Source organism: Pseudomonas sp. LA5 (assembly GCF_028640825.1).
GTDB classification, from domain to species: domain Bacteria; phylum Pseudomonadota; class Gammaproteobacteria; order Pseudomonadales; family Pseudomonadaceae; genus Chryseomonas; species Chryseomonas aestiva.
This window is the reverse complement of sequence record NZ_JAQYZY010000024.1, coordinates 20,643-38,531: the sequence shown is the minus strand read 5'-3', so window position 1 is coordinate 38,531 and position 17,889 is coordinate 20,643. Positions and strand designations below refer to the sequence as shown.

Below are 17,889 nucleotides of genomic sequence, written 5' to 3'. Positions count from 1 at the left end.
CTCCTAAACACAAAAGCCATTATAGAACACCTAAAAGCTTTCAGAATCTAAAACGCTTTGAATTAGTATTCATGTTTTCCAAAATTTTTGTCGCTTCTAAACCAGCACCATTGCTCTCTAGCGCACGTAGCAAATGGGCGTATTCTGCCCTGAGACTTGTTGCAAAGATCCCGGGATCGTCTGAACCAATAATAACTGCTGCGGAACCGAGTTTTTTCCCGACACCCAACCAACCTACAGCATGATGATCTTCATAGGCCTGATGAATACTTATTCGTACATTGCTGCTAGGTAAAGTTTCGATCGCTATGCGACGCTCTTGCAATAGCTCCAGCGTTGCTAGCTGTAAAACCTCAAGGACTTCAATATCTAGAACATCAGTTTCACGCGTCACCAAAACTGGCTTTGCCCCATGCTTAAGTACACTATTTGCGACGCCAACTCCATGCCTGCGAAGAAACTGTGTATGCGCATCAGGATCTCGGCTTTTGCAATCCTGAAAAAGCTGAATTTCAGCATTGCGTTCTCGGTCTACGTCATACATTCCGTAATCGCGAACAGTGGGATCGAGGTGTCTTAACTGCCACGCACGCAAAAGAAGATCTGGAGTTAAAACCGGATCTTGCCAGATTTGCATTGACAAGCGCCGTATTTCTAAATCGAGCAAGGGCAGCCTATCAAGCAGGACACCCTTATACGATAGAGTTCCCCATGCAAAAACAAGGTCATCGAGTCTGTCCTCAAGCGGCTGAACTAACGCCCCTCCAACTGAAGACCACCATTTGGAAGGAACTAGCCCTGCGGCAGTACCATGCCCTATACGACAGCCTGCTGACAAATCGAGAAATCTAACTGCCTCATGAATCGCACGTAAACCTGAAGCAATATGTACGAAATCCTCCCCAACGTGATACGTGAAACGTTTAATACCAGCGCGACTTAGCCGCCGAAAGACTTGAGCAAAAACCTCAGGACCTGAATGACGCTCGTTACTGGCAGCGTCTACGCCTCGAATAATCTCGGAAAGCCCTGCAGTACTATTCATTAACATGACTAAAGCCCGCGCTGATTGGTCAGCCTCTCGTCTAGCTTTGCTATCTCTGCATACCGGTGCAAGATAACCACCTTCTTTAAAACGTCCACGCTCATCAGAGTCGGTTTTTTTAATGAAATGCACTACAAGTCCGAGCCGTAGACGACGCTCGCTTCGCGCGATCAGCTCTTCGCCGTTTTCTATCTTTCCGTTTTCAAAAGAGCGCACTAACCCTAGCGTCGTTGAAAGCGACGGAGAAAATTCCTTTTTGTCAGAAAAGAATTTTCTTAGAATTCCTCGAGATTTACCATCTGGTCTTTCGTCTAAAAATTGGAGATAGCCCCGCAGGATCTGCATCAACCGAATAGCAGTTCCATCAGGTGTAGTCTTAGGTGCAAAACGCCCCTCTAGAAAATCAATTGGCTGCTGCAATCCTCGATCAATCTGGCGGAACCGTTCGGCAAAGTCTTTCTCGGTATTTTCACGCAACTCATTGAAAGTTATATATTGAAACTGATCAAACCCTTTCTGCTCAACCTGCTGAACTAAAAGCCTACAAAACTGAGCGCGAATCAATGCATACCAAAAAAAAGCAAGTCCACGAAAACTATCGTCACGACTTTTTTTAATACTGATAATAATATCTACCAACTGTAGCGCTTCTGCGGTAGTTGCGGACATTCCATTTTCGGCTACCCTACCTCGAACCGCAGCTGCATATCTTTGTTGCAAGCTCGAACTATTAGAAAAAGACCACTCTTGAGCTGAACCCAAAGTTTCAAGCAAAAAAGACTTCAAGTCTACGGCACTCTCCACCCTTCTCAAAAGAAGCTTAGGAGTAAGGGCCGAATCTTCTTGAATCAAAAGCCGATTTACCCCATTCCCAATTGCAGCGTGCATCCCATGCTCACGCCCAATATTGCTGCTAATGGCTCCCACAACATTAGAAGGTTTACGCAGTGCATCCATCCACACCTTATCAGCTTCTGTGGTTCCATTTAGATGCATGTGAGCCTCATCGAGACCTTCTACCCTGCAAAGGTGATCCAGAAACGGATCATCGTCTACAGGAAGTGTGCTATCGCAAAGCCAGCCTTGCACTCGTTGCTGAAAGATTCTGCGATTAGAAATCGTATCTCCAAGCCCATCCGTATGCACGGCCATCCAAGCAGCGGAAACTAACATTGGGGGAACTACCAGCACGAGGTCTTGCCACTCTGCTAGATAGCATGAACGTACGCGTAAAGAACCATCACGAGCTTCACATAGGAAAGTTCTTGCAAGTCGCGTGAGCAAGGGAATTATACATTTCCCTGGTTCGTTGACAGTATCGCGAGACCAGTCAGACTGCTCTTGAGCTAGGCCAGCTATGGCCCACGCAAGCTTATGTTCTAGAGCCTCATCTGTCAGCAATGGATGTAGCTTGCGAAATCTTAAAAATCTTCCAGTTACGAAACTTTTAGTTATTGTTGCACGACCCTCAGCTGTCAAACATAGGCTTTTAAGGTGGGTGTCTGCTGATCCTCCGCTGGCCCCTAACTCTAGCCGAGCGAGCATGTCGAGATTAGACATGCTCGCCTTTGCGAGCTCAACTAAAGAGCGAACGAAAAATCTATTTTCCGCGAAGTTTTCTATCATTTGGAAGCACTAGATTTAGGGTAGTACCTAGGCACTACATTCAACAAATCAAAAAAACCTGCTTGGGTAACTGTTCGTGGGCGCGCTACGCTACGACGCCCAATTGCAATCGAGATAATTGGTGGATTAAGCCACTCTGGATTAAAGGGGGCGTCTTCTACTCCGCAGTTGTCTTGGAACGTCCGTAACGCTCTTTCTGCTTCATCTTTCAAACTATAGGTGCTAGTCCCGCTCGTTTTATATGCTTCTTCTGTATTGAGAAACGCCCAAACCAAAGGACAGGAGAGTACAATCGCAGCAAGGGGATGAAAATATCGAGCATCTTGATCTGAAGCTCGTCGTAGTGCTTCAACAAGTGGGCGATCCGAAGATTTAGGTGATGCGAGTCGACCAAAATTTCCGGAAGTTGTCGTTAGCAACGCATGTAAAATATTAGTAATTTGACGGTGTAAAATATGACCTGTTTTCCAGTCGAGCGTGACCTCTTCATCCAATGACAGCAGCTGATCGTGAATTCTTTCCGCAATACGTGCTAGTTCCGACGGAGATACTTCTGCTATTTTTCCATGAGCGTCGCTATCGTCACCAGCATATTGCTTAGCAAAACGTTTCCAGCCACTAATACATTCTAAAAACCTAGGAAAATCTGACTGTTCTTCTGCCTCAAAAGGAGCGGTTTCTTCACCGTCGCCACCTGCTGGCATATCCTCTATTTCGGAAAAGCCTAAGCGCGTGACGTCAACATCAGGAAGAAATGCAGGAATTATAGAGGTTCGTGCAAGCTCGCGTAGCTCAAGGCCATCTTTATCTGCTAGGATTTTTGATATGGATGCTAGCAAAGATATAGCAGATACAGACCTAAATTGTTCACCGCGCCCACTAAACCTATCAAAAGTAATTAAATCCAGTAACGAGCCAAATTCCCCACAGCGAATTGACAAGTCATGAAGCGGAAACCAGACAACTCCTTTCTGCGGATACATCTCTGCGATATCCGTATCTTTTAAAAGACTTGTCAGCCAACGTCTAGCAGAAACATCATCATTCTTAGAAGAAATGGCGCCTTCTAGATCCCTTACTGTCTTAATGCCTTCTGCGCTTTTATTCGGAGGCAAATCAAACATCTTACGCATCAGCTCAGATCGGACCTCCTCTTTTTTTGTGCCAACTGAACCGAAACAACTTGCCCTTAAACTACCTATACTATTGGAGCTTTCTTCAGCGGTGTCAAAACGTGCAATAGAACCGATGCATCCCGCCACCTCAAGAAGATCTGGACTCGCATCACCCCATATAAACTCTAGGATAGCTTTACGCTCCCTTAGCCGCGACAACCCTGTACGTTGCATCATCGAAATAGGAAGATTAAAGGTTAAAAGAGTTCGTAGGCAATTAGCTGGCGATCCCTTTAACTCCGCGGAGATAGCCAGGGCTAAACAATGGAGGATAATCGCTTTGTCAGCATCGCTAGGCACACCAAATCGAGCAAGAGATGTCGGCTTGTCTTGCGTTATTAACCAACGGAAAGTAAATAACAAGACGTCATTTAGAGTCGCATGCGCTAATTGTAGCGAGTCCAAGCCAGCAAGCCGAAGACGCGTTTCGAATACAGAAAAAACTCCCCGACGACCAAGTACCGAATCCTCCTCACCGATCGCGCGAAGATATCCGATGACCAAACGCAAATGCTCGCGAGATACTAGTTCAAGGAAAGGATGGTATACATCTTTCGCCCCATTAGAAGACGATTCTTCAAGCAGCTGTCGCCGTATACTTTTGCTAGCCCACTCGCGCAGAGGAAATTTCTCAGATCTGCCGAATGGAACAACTACTATTTCGCTAGAGCGCGCAGCTTGCATAATACCGCCTAGAGGCATCATAGCAATACGATTCTGTGGCGGCACGATCTTTAAAAGATACTGTTCTTCTAACTCTTGAACAGCGGAAGAAATACCGGTTTTTTCTTCCCCAATAACATCAGGATCGTATCGCATGACATTTTTTCCAAACGTATCATAAATATTTCGCCTTACCAATCGGCCATACAGCTCAAGATCTCCAGATATCAAAAGAATAAGCTGAGGTGATGTCAAATACTTTCGAATTGTTTCAAGGATTGTACTTCCATGCTGGAAATTGGTATCCACATCGTCAAAAGCCAGAACAAAGGCCTTTTTATTAAGAACTTTGAGAGCTTCGTAAATATATACTTGAAATTTTATTTCAAAAGATCGGCCATTACGGGCTTTTCTTAAGCCTCGACTCATAATCCACTCTGGATCCTCCCATTCCTCCCCATACGGGTTACTCTTTCCAATTCCATCAAGAAGGCCGAGACCTTCAGCCATTCTTCTTCGAGCTTCATTTACTATTTCCCGGCTCGCTTCTGGATTATTGGCTAGGTTATCGAGCGCAGCATCAATCAGCGAAATAATCACTATTATGATATGCTCTTTGGTTTCGATCAGCGTAGGATCTATTGGGGGTAAAACTTGAAGTCTACTTTGCAACCCCTCAAACCAAACCTGAGAACTGTCTCTTTGATTATGTTGAAGGTAATGCAAAGCATTGAGGAGGAAAGTTGTCTTACCACTCCCTCTCCCTCCTTGTATTAGTATTCCATTATGAGGCCGCGGATAACTTAACTCTGTTCCTAAAGGCGGTTTGTAATTCGGATTTTCGAGCCGCCCAAGCTGGGCTCTTATTATAGAGCCTAGCTTTTCTAAAGCCTCACCTTGAAGAACTTTAGCAGTATCGTCAAAGAATTCAGCACCACTTCCATTAAGATCAATAACACGCATTTAAAAACCCCGCATTCTTTGTTTATCCTTGTCGGATCCCTATTTAAGGAAAATGTCAATGACTTATACGCTTACTGCTGGCTCGCTCTAGAGTGCTCATGGCATAATAAAAGCACAATGTCGACCCACACGTATACTCAAACCATTGACCAAGCTATCTCATTAATATATTCACACGCTAAAAAATAGCAAGATTTGTAAACCGAAAACTTATAAAAATTTAAAATATAAACCGAATTAAACCCTAATAAACAACCACCAATAAATAACTAATTTAAATCCAGACATATAGCTTACGATAATTATTCTTGGAAATCCATATATACAAAAAACACCCATCAATAAGAAAACATCGATATTTTTGCGTGGAATCGAGATGATTTTAAAATTGCTTCAACAGGCATTGTCAGATTAATAAAAAATACCCAAAAAAATAGGGCCCACATTTGCGGACCCTACTTAATTAGAGAATTAATGAATTAATACAAAGCCCACTAAGTCACTCCCACTCAATCGTCGCCGGCGGCTTGCTCGAGACGTCGTAGGTGACGCGGGAGATGCCGTCGATTTCGTTGATGATGCGGTTGGAGACCTTTTCCAGCAGCTCGTAGGGCAGATGGGCCCAGCGGGCGGTCATGAAGTCGATGGTTTCCACCGCGCGCAGGGCGACGACCCAGGCGTAGCGGCGGCCGTCGCCGACCACGCCGACGGATTTCACCGGCTGGAAGACGACGAAAGCCTGGCTGACCTTGTGGTACCAGTCGGCCTTGCGCAGTTCACTGATGAAGATATCGTCGGCGCGACGCAGCAGGTCGGCGTATTCCTTCTTCACTTCGCCGAGGATGCGCACGCCCAGGCCCGGACCCGGGAAGGGGTGGCGGTAGACCATGTCGTAGGGCAGCCCCAGTTCCAGGCCGATCTTGCGCACCTCGTCCTTGAACAGTTCGCGCAGCGGCTCGACCAGCTTGAGGTTCATCTCCTCGGGCAGGCCGCCGACATTGTGGTGGGACTTGATGACGTGGGCCTTGCCGGTCTTGGCGCCGGCCGACTCGATGACGTCGGGGTAGATGGTGCCCTGGGCCAGGAACTTGATGTTGTCGAGCTTGCTGGCTTCGGCGTCGAAGACGTCGATGAAGGTGCGGCCGATGATCTTGCGCTTCTTCTCCGGGTCGGCTTCGCCTTCCAGGTTGGTCAGGAAGCGCTGCTCGGAGTTGGAGCGGATCACCTTGACGCCCATGTTCTCGGCGAACATGGCCATCACCTGGTCACCCTCGTGCAGGCGCAGCAGGCCGTTGTCGACGAAGACGCAGGTCAGCTGCTCGCCGATGGCCTTGTGCAGCAGGGCCGCGACCACGGAGGAGTCGACGCCGCCGGAGAGGCCCAGCAGCACGTTGGCGCTGCCGACCTGGGCGCGCACCTGGGCGATGGCGTCCTCGACGATGTTGGCCGGGGTCCAGAGGGCTTCGCAGCCGCAGATGTCCTTCAGGAAGCGCGAGAGGATGCGCCCGCCCTGCTTGGTGTGGGTCACCTCGGGGTGGAACTGCACGCCGTACCAGCCGCGCTCGTCGTCACCCATGGCGGCGATGGCGCAGCTCGGGGTGCTGGCGACGATGTGGAAGCCGTCCGGCAGCTTGCCGACCTTGTCGCCATGGCTCATCCAGACGTCCAGGCCGAGCACGCCGTCGTCGTCGAGGTGGTCCTGGATGCCTTCGAGCAGGCGGCTCTTGCCGACCACGTCGACCTTGGCATAGCCGAATTCACGGATGTTGGAGCCTTCGACCTTGCCGCCGAGTTGCTCGGCCATGGTCTGCATGCCGTAGCAGATGCCGAACAGCGGTACGCCCAGGTCGAACACCGCCTTGGGTGCGCGCGGGCTGCCGGCCTCATGGACCGACTCGGGCCCGCCGGCGAGGATGATGCCGCGCGGAGCGAAGGCGCGGATGTCGGCGTCGTCCATGTCGAAGGGATGCAGCTCGCAATAGACGCCCAGTTCGCGCACGCGGCGGGCGATGAGCTGGGTGTACTGGGAGCCGAAGTCGAGGATGAGGATGCGGTGGGCGTGGATGTCTTGGGACATGGCCAGGTCTCGATAGCGCTAGGTTCAGACGATTCGGGGCTGTAAGACAGCCCCGAATCGCAACGTAAGAACTAAGAGCCTGTTAAAAGTCCACACGCGGCGCTTTTAACAGGCTCTTGAATCAGGAATCAGCTAACGCGGTAGTTAGGCGCTTCCTTGGTGATCTGCACGTCGTGGACGTGGGATTCGGCCATGCCGGCGCCGGTGATGCGCACGAACTGCGGTTTGGTACGCATCTGCTCGACGGTGGCGCAACCGGTGTAGCCCATGGAGGCACGCAGGCCGCCCATCAGCTGGTGGATGATCGCCGCCAGCGGGCCCTTGTAGGGGACGCGGCCTTCGATGCCTTCCGGGACCAGCTTCTCGGCGCCGGAGGCGGAATCCTGGAAGTAGCGGTCGCTGGAGCCCTGGGTCTGGGACATGGCGCCCAGGGAGCCCATGCCGCGATAGGACTTGTAGGAGCGGCCCTGGAACAGCTCGACCTCGCCCGGGGCCTCTTCGGTACCGGCGAACATGGAGCCCATCATCACGCAGTAACCACCGGCGACGATGGCCTTGGACAGGTCACCGGAGAAGCGGATGCCGCCGTCGGCGATCAGCGGCACGCCGGTGCCTTCGAGGGCGGCGGCGACGTTGGCGATGGCGGAGATCTGCGGCACGCCGACACCGGCGACGATGCGGGTGGTGCAGATGGAGCCCGGGCCGATGCCGACCTTGACCGCGTCGGCGCCGGCGTCAGCCAGGGCCTTGGCGGCTTCGGCGGTGGCGATGTTGCCGCCGATCACCTGCACCTGCGGGTAGGTCTCCTTGACCCAGCGCACGCGCTCGATCACGCCCTTGGAGTGGCCGTGGGCGGTGTCGACGACGATGACGTCGACGCCGGCGGCGACCAGGGCGGCCACGCGCTCGGGGGTCTCGGAACCGGTACCGACGGCGGCACCGACGCGCAGGCTACCGGCGTCGTCCTTGCTGGCGTTGGGGTAGGCCTTGGCCTTCTCGATGTCCTTGACGGTCATCATGCCCTTGAGGGCGAAGGCTTCGTCGACGATCAGCACCTTCTCGATGCGGTGCTTGTGCAGCAGCTCGCGGACTTCCTGCTTGTCGGCGCCTTCGCGCACGGTGACCAGGCGATCCTTGGGGGTCATGACTTCGCGCACCGGCACGTCGAGACGGGTCTCGAAGCGCACGTCGCGGGAGGTGACGATACCCACCAGGTCACGGCCGGAGATTACCGGGACACCGGAGATGTTGTGCAGGCGGGTCAGGTCGAACAGATCGCGCACGCTGGCATCGGCGTCGATGGTGATGGGGTCCTTCACCACGCCGGCCTCGAAGCGCTTGACCTTGCGGACTTCCGCGGCCTGCTGCTCGACGGTCATGTTCTTGTGGATGATGCCGATGCCGCCTTCCTGGGCCATGGCGATGGCCAGACGGGACTCGGTCACGGTGTCCATGGCGGCGGACACCAGGGGAATGTTCAGCTCGATGCCACGGGTCAGGCGGGTCTTGAGACTGACGTCTTTCGGCAGGACATCCGAATAGCCGGGGATGAGGAGAACATCGTCGAACGTCAGGGCTTCTTGGCTGATGCGCAGCATGGCGGGCGCTCCCGGGCGGGAAAATTTAGGAGCGCGACATTATACCTGCGCTTGGGGATGGGCGGCAACGCACTCGGACACCAACGGTAAGAGGATTCGATTTACGTGAGAATGACTATCAACATAGAATCGCCGCCACTTTACCCGCCCCTGCCGAGATTGCCCTTGAACACGCCGCCCAGAGCCCTTCGCCGTTTCGCGCCCTTCGCCTTCAGCACCCTGGCCCTGGCAACCAGTTCGGGCCTGCTGGCCGCGGAAAACGCCAGTCTCGCCCCCATGGACATTTCCGCCACGGCCAGCGAGGCGGACGACAGCTATCGGGCGGCTACCGCTTCCACGGCGAGCAAGAGCGATGTGCCGATCAGGGAAGAGGCGCAATCGGTGCAGACCGTGACCCCGCAGCTGATCCAGGACTACGAGGTGCGGACCCTGGACGACGCCTCGAAATTCGTGAGCGGCGTGACCCAGGGCAACACCCTGGCCGGGACCAAGGATGCCTTCGTCAAACGCGGCTTCGGCAGCAACGCCGATGGCTCCATCTTTCGCGATGGGGTGCGCTCGAATCTGTCGCACAACTTCGACGCCACCGCCGAGCGCGTGGAAGTCCTGAAGGGCCCCGCCTCGCTGCTCTATGGCGCCCTGGAGCCCGGCGGTCTGATCAACGTGGTCAGCAAGCAGCCGCAGTACCAGCAACGCACCACCCTGAGCGGCTCGGCCTATAGCGAAGGCGGCGGCAATCTCGGCATCGACACCACCGGCCCCCTGGGTGACAGCGGCTTCGCCTATCGGCTGATCGCCGAGCGCCAGAGCGAAGACTATTGGCGCAACTATGGCGTGGATCAGCACAGCCTGGTGGCGCCGTCGCTGTCCTGGACCGGCGAGCGCGCCAGCCTGACCCTGGCCTATTCCTATAACGATTACACCGGCCCGGTGGATCGCGGGACGGTGTTCGTCAATGGGCATCCCAGCAGCGCCAGCTACGACAAGCGCCTCGACGAGAAATGGTCCGAGAGCAAAGGCATCACCGAGACGGCTAGCGCTCGCTACGAGTACCAGCTCAGTGATGACTGGAAGACGCGGCTGATCTACGCCTGGAACAACGACAGGTACAGCCTGGACTTCGCCCAGCCGGTCTCGTTGGCCGCGAATGGCAATCTGCTGCGGACGGCCAATGGCGCCCATTACGATTACGAGACGACGTACGCCAGTTGGGACTTCATCGGCCGGCAGGATCTGCTGGGCCAACGCCATGATCTGCTAGTGGGCCTCGATCACGAGGATAACGACCAGTACCGTGGCAACACCTACCGCAACAACAATGCCTCGCGCCGCAACATCAATATCAACGCGCCGGTGTACGGCAGCCTGGCAGCACCCAGCCTCCTGAGCACGACCCAGAGCGATCAGGACAGCAGCCTGGAATCCACTTCGCTGTACTTCAAGGACAACTGGCACCTGAACGATCGCTGGATCCTGGTGCTGGGCGGCCGCTACCAAAGTTTCAAGCAGTACAGCGATCAAGGCCTAGGCCGGGATTATGTCGCCAATCTGGACAAGCGCGATCACGCGGCCCTGCCGCTGGCCGGTGTGGTGTTCCAGGCCACCGATACCCTGTCGCTATACGGTAACTACAGTCGATCCTTCGTGCCGAACACCACCGTCGACGACCGCGGCAACACCTTCGATCCCGAAGAAGGCCGCAGCTTCGAGGTGGGTGCCAAGTACGACCTGACGCCTGGTCTGAATCTGAACGTGGCGCTGTACGACATCCAGAAGAAGAACGTAGTGACCACCAGCAACGTGGCGGGTGTGAGCGTGAGCGAAGCCGCCGGCAAGGTCGGCTCGCGGGGCCTCGAAGTGGACCTCACCGGCCATCTGGCCGAGCGCTGGGACATGATTGCCACCTATGCCTACGATCACACCGAGGTGCTCGATGATCCCAGCAACGAGGGCAAGCGCCTGCCCCAGGCACCCAAGCACAGCGGCAGTCTCTACCTGACCCACCACCTGCCGGTCCCCTCCAACCTCGGTGGCTGGCACCTCGGCGGCGGCGCGCGCTACGTCGGAGAGCGGGCCGGCGATGCGGCCAACAGCTTCTACATGAGCAGCTACACCGTGGCCGACGCCTTCCTGCGCTGGGACCTGCCGGTGACCGGCTACCAGACCCGCCTGCAGCTCAACGTCGACAACCTGTTCGACAAGCAGTACTACCCGTCGAGCGCCAACAGTCCGCTGCAGGTGGCGGTGGGCGAGCCGCGGACGGCGCGGCTGAGTGCCACGGTGAGCTTCTAAGCCAGCGGCCTGCCCTCACCCCAGCCCTGTCCCAAGGGGAGAGGGGGCGGATCGAAACGTGCAACACAGTGGAAAACGCTTCGCGGTTTTCCACGCTACGCCCAAGTTTGCATCACCTGTAGGAGCGGCCCATGGCCGCGATCCGATAGCAGCCTGCGCTCACACCAAAGGGAGAGGGACCGGCCCGGCGTCCTTAGCGGATGCCAGGCCCGTAGCGATGCTCTATCCTAGCCGCCCCGCTCGGGGCCTCGGCCCGCCTGACGGGGCTCTTTCAGTCTTCAGCCAGTCGCCTTCATGCTCGATCGTCGCGCCTTTCTCCAGCTCGCCACCGGTACCGTCCTGCTCGCCGGCCTGTCCGGTCGGGTGTTCGCGCGTGCAGCGGTCGTCGATGGCGAGTTCCCGCGGCAGGTGGAGCATGTGGTGGGCAGCACCCTTATCCCCCGCCAGCCCCTGCGGGTGGCCGTGATCTCCACCGGCCAGCTGGACGCCGCCCTGAGCCTGGGCGTGATCCCGGCGGGCACCACCCGGGTGGACAATCGCGAACTGGCCCCCGGCTATCTGCGCAGCGCCCTTGCCGGCCGCGCCGGCGAGCTGGACGCCATGGTCGATCTGGGCAGTCGCCAGGCGCCGGATCTGGAAGCCCTGGCGCGCCTGGCGCCGGATCTGATCGTGCTCAACCGCACCGTGCTCAAGGCCGGCGGCCTGGAGCTGTTTTCGCGCATCGCCCCCACGGTGGTGGCGCGCGGCACCGGTGGCAACTGGCGGCCGGACTTCCTCGTGCTGGCTGATGCCCTGGGGCGGCGCCAACAGGCCGAGCGCCTGTTGGCGGACCTGGATCGGGATCTCGCCGGCATCACGCAGCGCCTGGGAACTCAGCCGCCCTCCGCCTCGCTGCTGTTTTCCAGCGGCGCCCGGCTGCGTCTGATGGGCGCGGATTCCTTTGCCGGCGGCTTGCTGCAGGCCATGGGCGTGACCCGCCCGGCGGCGCAGCGCTTCAAGGGCACCTCGCGGGATGTCAGCGCCGAGTTGCTGGATCTGGCCGACGCCGACTGGCTGTTCTACGCCGAGCAGGGCACCGCCCTGGCCAGCCTGGAGCGGCAACCGCTGTGGCCGCGGCTGACTGCGGTGAGTCAGTCCCGGGCCGTTCGCGTGGATACCGACGCCTTCTATCTCAACGCCGGGCCCCTCGCTGCCCGCCAGGTGATCGGCACGGTCGCCGGCGCCCTGGGGATGACATGACCCCGCCGGCCCGCCCCGCGCCTCTTGCGCAACGGGCATCCGCCGCCCGCGGTGGCCTGGTGCTGGTCCTGCTGCTGAGCGTCCTGGCGCTGGCGGTGGTGGCGAGTCTGGGCATAGGCGCACGGTCGCTGTCGGCGGCGCAGATCCTGCACCTGCTGGTTGCGCCCGATGACTCCACCGAGGCCGTGGTGCTCTGGGAGCTGCGTCTGCCGCGTACCCTGCTCGGGCTGCTGGTGGGCGCCGCCCTAGGCCTGGCCGGCGCCCTGATGCAGGCGTTGACGCGCAATCCCCTGGCCGACCCCGGACTGCTGGGCATCAATGCCGGAGCGGCCTTCGCCGTGGTGGCCGGGTTGTCGCTGGCAGGGCTTGACGACGCCCCGACGCGCCTGGCCTGCGCCCTGCTGGGGGCAGCCCTGGCCGCCGGCCTGGTCTATCTGCTCGGTGGCAGCGCTCCGGCCCGTGGCCAGCCGCTGCGACTGATCCTGGCCGGCATCGCCCTCAGCGCCAGCCTCAACGCCTGCACCGGCATCATCACCCTGTTCGACAGCGCGGTGTTCGACAGCTACCGCTTCTGGGCGGTGGGCGCCCTGAGCGGCCAGACGCCGGGTGGCGCCCTCGGCATCCTGCCGCTGCTGCTGATCGGCCTGCTGCTGGGCCTGCCCCTGGGGAGCCGTCTCAATGCCCTGGCCCTGGGCGACGACCTCGGTCGCGCCCTCGGCGCCCGCCCCGGACAACTGCGGCTGCTCGCCTTCGTCGCCATCGTGCTGCTGTGCGGCGCCGCCACTGCGGTGGCCGGACCCATCGGCTTTCTCGGCCTGGTAGTGCCCCACGCCCTGCGCCTGCTGGTGGGCGCCGACTGGCGCTGGATCCTGGCACTGGCCCCGCTGGCCGGGGCCAATCTGCTGTTGCTGGCCGACACCCTGGGCCGCCGCGTGGCCCTGCCGGGCGAGCTGGAGGCGGGAATCGTCTGCGCCCTGCTCGGCACCCCGGTGCTGCTCGCGCTGATCATCCGTTCCGCCCGGCGGGTGCGCCCTTGAGTCGTCATCGCTTCGCCCCCCGCCGCTCGGCGCGCTTCAAGGCCTGCCTGTTGCTGCTCCTGCTGGCGGCCATCGGCATCTGCGCCCTGACCCTCAGCGGCGGTGCCTTCGCCCCGGCGCCGCACCGGGTGGCGGCCACCCTGCTCGGTCGGGGCGACGCCCTGGCCAGTCTGATCCTGCTGGAGCTGCGCCTGCCGCGACTGCTGGCGGCCTTTGGCGTCGGCGCGGCCCTGGGTGCCAGTGGCGCCATCTTCCAGCGGCTGGCGCGCAATCCCCTGGCCAGTCCGGATCTGGTGGGCTTCACCGTCGGCTCGGCCAGCGGTGCGCTGATCACCCTGCTCTGGCTGCAACTGGGCGGCGCGGCGCTGATGCTGGGCGCCCTCAGCGGCGGGCTGCTGGCCGCGGTACTGGTCGCCGGCCTGGCGGCTCTGGCGGGTATCCGTGGCGAGCGGATGATCCTGCTGGGCATCGCCGTCAGCGCCCTGCTCGCTTCGCTCAACGAATACCTGCTGACCCGCGCCGAGCTGGATGAAGCCCAGGAGGCCCGGCTCTGGCTGTTCGGCAGCCTCGACATGCTGACCTGGAGTCGCACCCTGACCCTGCTCGCCGGTTGCCTGCTGCTCCTGCCGCTGGCCGCCTGGCTGGCGCGGCGGCTGCGCCTGCTGGAGCTGGGCGACGACCTGGCCCGCGCCCTGGGCCTGGCCGTGCTGCCCAGCCAGAATCTGCTGCTGGCGGTCGCCGTGGCCCTGGCCGCCCTGGCCATCGCCACCGCCGGCCCCATCGGCTTCGTCGCCCTGGCGGCGCCCCAGCTGGTCCGCCGCCTGACCCGCAGCGCCGATCTCGGCATCCTCGCCCCCGCCCTGCTCGGCGCCTGCCTCACCGCCCTGGCCGACCTGCTGGCCCAGCGGCTGCTGGCGCCCTTCCAGATTCCGGTCGGGTTGCTCACCGGCGCCCTGGGCGGCCTCTATCTGATCTTCCTGCTGAGCCGCGAATGGCGGCGGACCCCATGAGCCAAGACGCCCCCTCCAGTCGCCTCGCCGCCCACCGCCTCACCGTGGGCTACGGCGGCCAGCCGATCTGCGCCGACCTCGATGTGCGGCTGCCAGATGGCCGCTTCACCGTCATCATCGGCCCCAACGGCTGCGGCAAGTCGACCCTGCTGCGCAGCCTGGCGCGGCTGATCCGCCCCAGCGCCGGCGAGGTGCGCCTGGACGGCCAGCTGATCCAGGACCTGCCGACCCGCGAGGTGGCCCGGCGTATCGGCCTGCTGCCGCAGAGCGCGGTGGCACCGGACGACATCCTGGTCAGCGACCTGGTGGCCCGCGGGCGTCATCCCCATCGTCAGGCCTTCGCCGGCTGGACGGAGGCCGACGAGCGCGCGGTGCAGCACGCCCTGGAAGCCACCAACACCCTGGAGCTGGCCGAGCGGGCGGTGGACAGCCTCTCCGGCGGGCAGCGCCAGCGGGTGTGGATCGCCCTGGCGCTGGCCCAGGAGACCCCGCTGCTGCTGCTCGACGAGCCCACCACCTTTCTCGACATCGCCCACCAGGTGGAGCTGATGGAGCTGCTCTGCCGCCTCAATCGGGAGGGTGGCCGCACCCTGGTGGCGGTACTGCACGACCTCAACCAGGCCTGTCGCTACGCCGACCACATCATCGCCCTGCGCGCCGGCCGCATCCTCGCCGAGGGCCCGCCGGCGGAGATCGTCACCCCCGAGCTGATCGAGGCGCTGTACGGCCTCAGGTGCGCGGTGATCGAGAATCCCCTGGCGGGCACGCCGCTGGTGATTCCCTATTAGACGCAGGCCCCGGAAAACGCTGCGCGGTTTTCCAGGCTACCGCTAGGGTGGACAAGGGCGCCGCCTCGTCCACCGTTGCACCCCATCTTGTCGGACGACCCCGCAGGTGCTCCACTGGCGATCCAGAACAACAACGGAGCCCGCCATGCATATCGTCATCCCGGACGACTACCAGCACGTCGTCGAAACCCTGGATTGCTACCCCCTGCTCCAGCGCGCCGGGCATCAGGTGACGCTCTATCACGATGCCGAGCGCGATCCCAAGGTGCTGGTGGAGCGCTTCCGCGATGCCGATGCGCTGGTGCTGACCCGCGAGCGCACCCGTATCGACGCCGAGCTGCTGGCGCACCTGCCACGCCTCAAGCTGATCAGCCAGACCGGCAAGGCCACCGCCCACCTCGATGTGGCCGCCTGCACCCACCGGGGAATAGCGGTCTGCGAAGGCAGTGGTTCGCCGGTCTCCACCGCCGAGCTGACCTGGACGCTGATCCTCATGGCCCGGCGCAAGCTCAAGCCGGCCATCGACGCCCTCTATGCCGGACGCTGGCAGGTCAACCTGGGCGAACGGCTGGATGGGCAGCTCCTCGGCATCTGGGGCTACGGCAAGATCGGCCAGCGCCTGGCGCGCTACGGGCAGGCCTTCGGCATGCCGGTGCTGGTCTGGGGCAGCGAGGCCTCGCGCGCCCGCGCCGAAGCCGACGGCCATCGCGCGGCGACCAGCCAGGCGTCTTTCTTCGCCGAGGCCGATGTCATCAGCCTGCATCTGAGATACAGCGAGCGCAGCCGCGGCTGCGTGCGGGCCGAAGACCTGGCGCGGATGAAGAAGAGCGCCCTGCTGGTCAACACCGCCCGCGCCGGCCTGATCGAACCCGGCGCCCTGCTCACGGCGCTGGAACAGGGTCATCCCGGCCAGGCGGCGCTGGATGTCTTCGAGCAGGAGCCGGTGGCGCCGGACGATCCCCTGCTCGCCCATCCCCAGGTGCTCTGCACCCCGCACCTGGGGTACGTGGAAAAGCACAGCTACGAACTCTATTTCGGCGAGGCCTTCGCCAACCTGGTGGGCTTCTTCGCCGGCGAACCGACGGGGCTGGCCAATCCGGAGGTGTTGGGGCGGTAGGCTTGGGGGCGCGTGGATAAGGCTGCGCCGTTATCCACTCTACGCAGCGCTCTGTTGGGCGCAGCGAGGCTTGACAACTGCACCCCAGCCCTCTCCCAGAAAGAGAGGGGGAAAAGCGGTGTACACCTCGCAGGTTGGGTTGAGCGCAGCGAAGCCCACCATTGTCCAGGCTTGAGCGCTGTTGGGTTTCGACGATGAAGCCGTCTCAACCCAACCTACGACAACCGCTCCCTTATCGCAGCGGCGAAGGCGGCGGGGGCTTCCTGGGGGATGTTGTGGCCGCAGCCGGGTAGCACCTCGTAGCGGAAGGGTCCGCTGAAGTGCTGCACCACCCTGGCTTCACCCTGCACCGTGGTGACCCCATCGTCGGCACCGGCCAATACCGTGGTGGGCACGGGGATGGGTGGCTGCGCCGCCAGCCGGCGCTCGGTCTCGGCATAGGCCGGAGCGTCCGGGGCCAGGCCGTAGCGGTGGCGATAGGAGTGGATCACGGTGTCGACGAAGTCGGGATTGTCGAAGGCCGCAGCGGTAAGCGCATAGGTGGCATCGCTGAAGCGCCAGCTGGGTGACCACAGCGACCAGAGCAGTCGACAGAAGTCGCGGCGATGTTCCGCCAGGCCGGCGCGCCCTCGTTCACCGTGGAAATAGTACTGGTACCAATAGCGCAGCTCCGCCGCCGGCTCGGCCGGCTGGGTCGCCGCGGCGGCGATGTCCTGGATCGGATAGCCGTCGCCCAGCACCAGCCCCGCGACCCGTTCGGGCCAGAGGGCGGCGACGATGCCGGCGGCGCGGCCACCCCAGTCGTAACCGGCCAGGGTCGCCCGCTCCAGGCCCAGGGCATCGAGCAGCGCCAGGACGTCATGGGCCAGGGCCGCCTGCTGGCCGGAGCGCGGGGTATCGGCGCTCAGGTAGCGGGTGGCGCCGTAGCCACGCAGAAAGGGGACATAGACCCGGCAGCCAGCGGCGGCCAGTTCATCGGCCACCTCGGCGTAGGCGTGGATGTCGTAGGGAAAGCCATGCAGCAGCAGGACCGGCGCGCCGCCGTCCGGTCCCTGGACCTGATAGGCCACGTCCAAGACGCCGGCCTGGATGGAGGTGAGCATCAGAGTTCTCCGCAAAGGGTGTTGTAGAGCGGAGAGGTGGGCGGGCCTGGGAGTTCCCAAGGTGGCCACTTCGCGTGGAAAACGCTGCGCGGTTTTCCACCCTACCGGGCTACGGCGTCTGAGAGCATCGCGGCCATGGGGCGCTCCTACAGCGAA

At 60.2% G+C, this 17,889-nt stretch carries 11 protein-coding genes; 6 read left to right on the top strand and 5 right to left on the bottom strand.

Translation table 11 applies throughout. The annotated features are described in order from the left end of the window. Nucleotides 1–40 precede the first annotated feature (40 nt). From PVZ72_RS04995 to guaB, 4 genes are all read right to left on the bottom strand, one after another. Nucleotides 41–2,671: an adenosine deaminase gene (locus tag PVZ72_RS04995; RefSeq protein WP_273861344.1), complete on the bottom strand. Its 2,631-nt coding sequence runs from the start codon at nucleotides 2,669–2,671 to the stop codon at nucleotides 41–43. Then, nucleotides 2,668–5,472 carry a hypothetical protein gene (locus PVZ72_RS04990; protein WP_273861343.1) on the bottom strand — a complete coding sequence of 935 codons (2,805 nt, stop codon included), beginning with the start codon at nucleotides 5,470–5,472 and terminating at the stop codon, nucleotides 2,668–2,670. Before PVZ72_RS04990 ends, PVZ72_RS04995 begins: the two co-directional genes overlap by 4 nt. 499 nt (nucleotides 5,473–5,971) lie before the next feature. Further along, a complete protein-coding gene (gene guaA / locus PVZ72_RS04985) occupies nucleotides 5,972–7,549 on the bottom strand; it encodes a glutamine-hydrolyzing GMP synthase (RefSeq protein WP_173149486.1) in 1,578 nt (525 codons plus the stop codon). Nucleotides 7,550–7,677: 128 nt separating this feature from the next. After that, entirely contained in the window at nucleotides 7,678–9,147 is a 1,470-nt protein-coding gene (gene guaB / locus PVZ72_RS04980; protein WP_059315777.1) for an IMP dehydrogenase, read from the bottom strand. A gap of 165 nt (nucleotides 9,148–9,312) precedes the next feature. On the opposite strand from guaB, the gene PVZ72_RS04975 reads away from it, so the two are divergent. The 6 genes from PVZ72_RS04975 (at nucleotide 9,313) to PVZ72_RS04950 (ending at nucleotide 16,630) form a co-directional block, all read left to right on the top strand. Continuing rightward, nucleotides 9,313–11,439, top strand: a complete 2,127-nt coding sequence (locus PVZ72_RS04975; RefSeq protein WP_273861342.1) for a TonB-dependent siderophore receptor — start codon at nucleotides 9,313–9,315, stop codon at nucleotides 11,437–11,439. A gap of 294 nt (nucleotides 11,440–11,733) precedes the next feature. Beyond that, entirely contained in the window at nucleotides 11,734–12,678 is a 945-nt protein-coding gene (locus tag PVZ72_RS04970; RefSeq protein ID WP_187980060.1) for an ABC transporter substrate-binding protein, read from the top strand. A 59-nt stretch (nucleotides 12,679–12,737) separates the two neighbouring features. Then, nucleotides 12,738–13,715, top strand: coding sequence for a FecCD family ABC transporter permease (locus PVZ72_RS04965; protein ID WP_187981247.1), 978 nt, complete (start codon nucleotides 12,738–12,740; stop codon nucleotides 13,713–13,715). Beyond that, complete coding sequence (locus PVZ72_RS04960) at nucleotides 13,712–14,725, top strand: FecCD family ABC transporter permease (RefSeq protein ID WP_273861341.1); 1,014 nt, start codon at nucleotides 13,712–13,714, stop codon at nucleotides 14,723–14,725. The genes PVZ72_RS04965 and PVZ72_RS04960 overlap by 4 nt, the downstream gene beginning before the upstream one ends. Then, nucleotides 14,707–15,513 (top strand): ABC transporter ATP-binding protein, encoded by an 807-nt coding sequence (locus PVZ72_RS04955; RefSeq protein WP_273861340.1) that lies wholly within the window; start codon nucleotides 14,707–14,709, stop codon nucleotides 15,511–15,513. The genes PVZ72_RS04960 and PVZ72_RS04955 overlap by 19 nt, the downstream gene beginning before the upstream one ends. 145 nt (nucleotides 15,514–15,658) lie before the next feature. Further along, nucleotides 15,659–16,630 carry a D-2-hydroxyacid dehydrogenase family protein gene (locus PVZ72_RS04950; protein WP_187980063.1) on the top strand — a complete coding sequence of 324 codons (972 nt, stop codon included), beginning with the start codon at nucleotides 15,659–15,661 and terminating at the stop codon, nucleotides 16,628–16,630. 215 nt (nucleotides 16,631–16,845) lie between these two features. On the opposite strand, the gene PVZ72_RS04945 is transcribed toward PVZ72_RS04950, so the two are convergent. After that, nucleotides 16,846–17,733: an alpha/beta fold hydrolase gene (locus tag PVZ72_RS04945; RefSeq protein ID WP_273861339.1), complete on the bottom strand. Its 888-nt coding sequence runs from the start codon at nucleotides 17,731–17,733 to the stop codon at nucleotides 16,846–16,848. Between the last annotated feature and the right edge of the window lie 156 nt (nucleotides 17,734–17,889).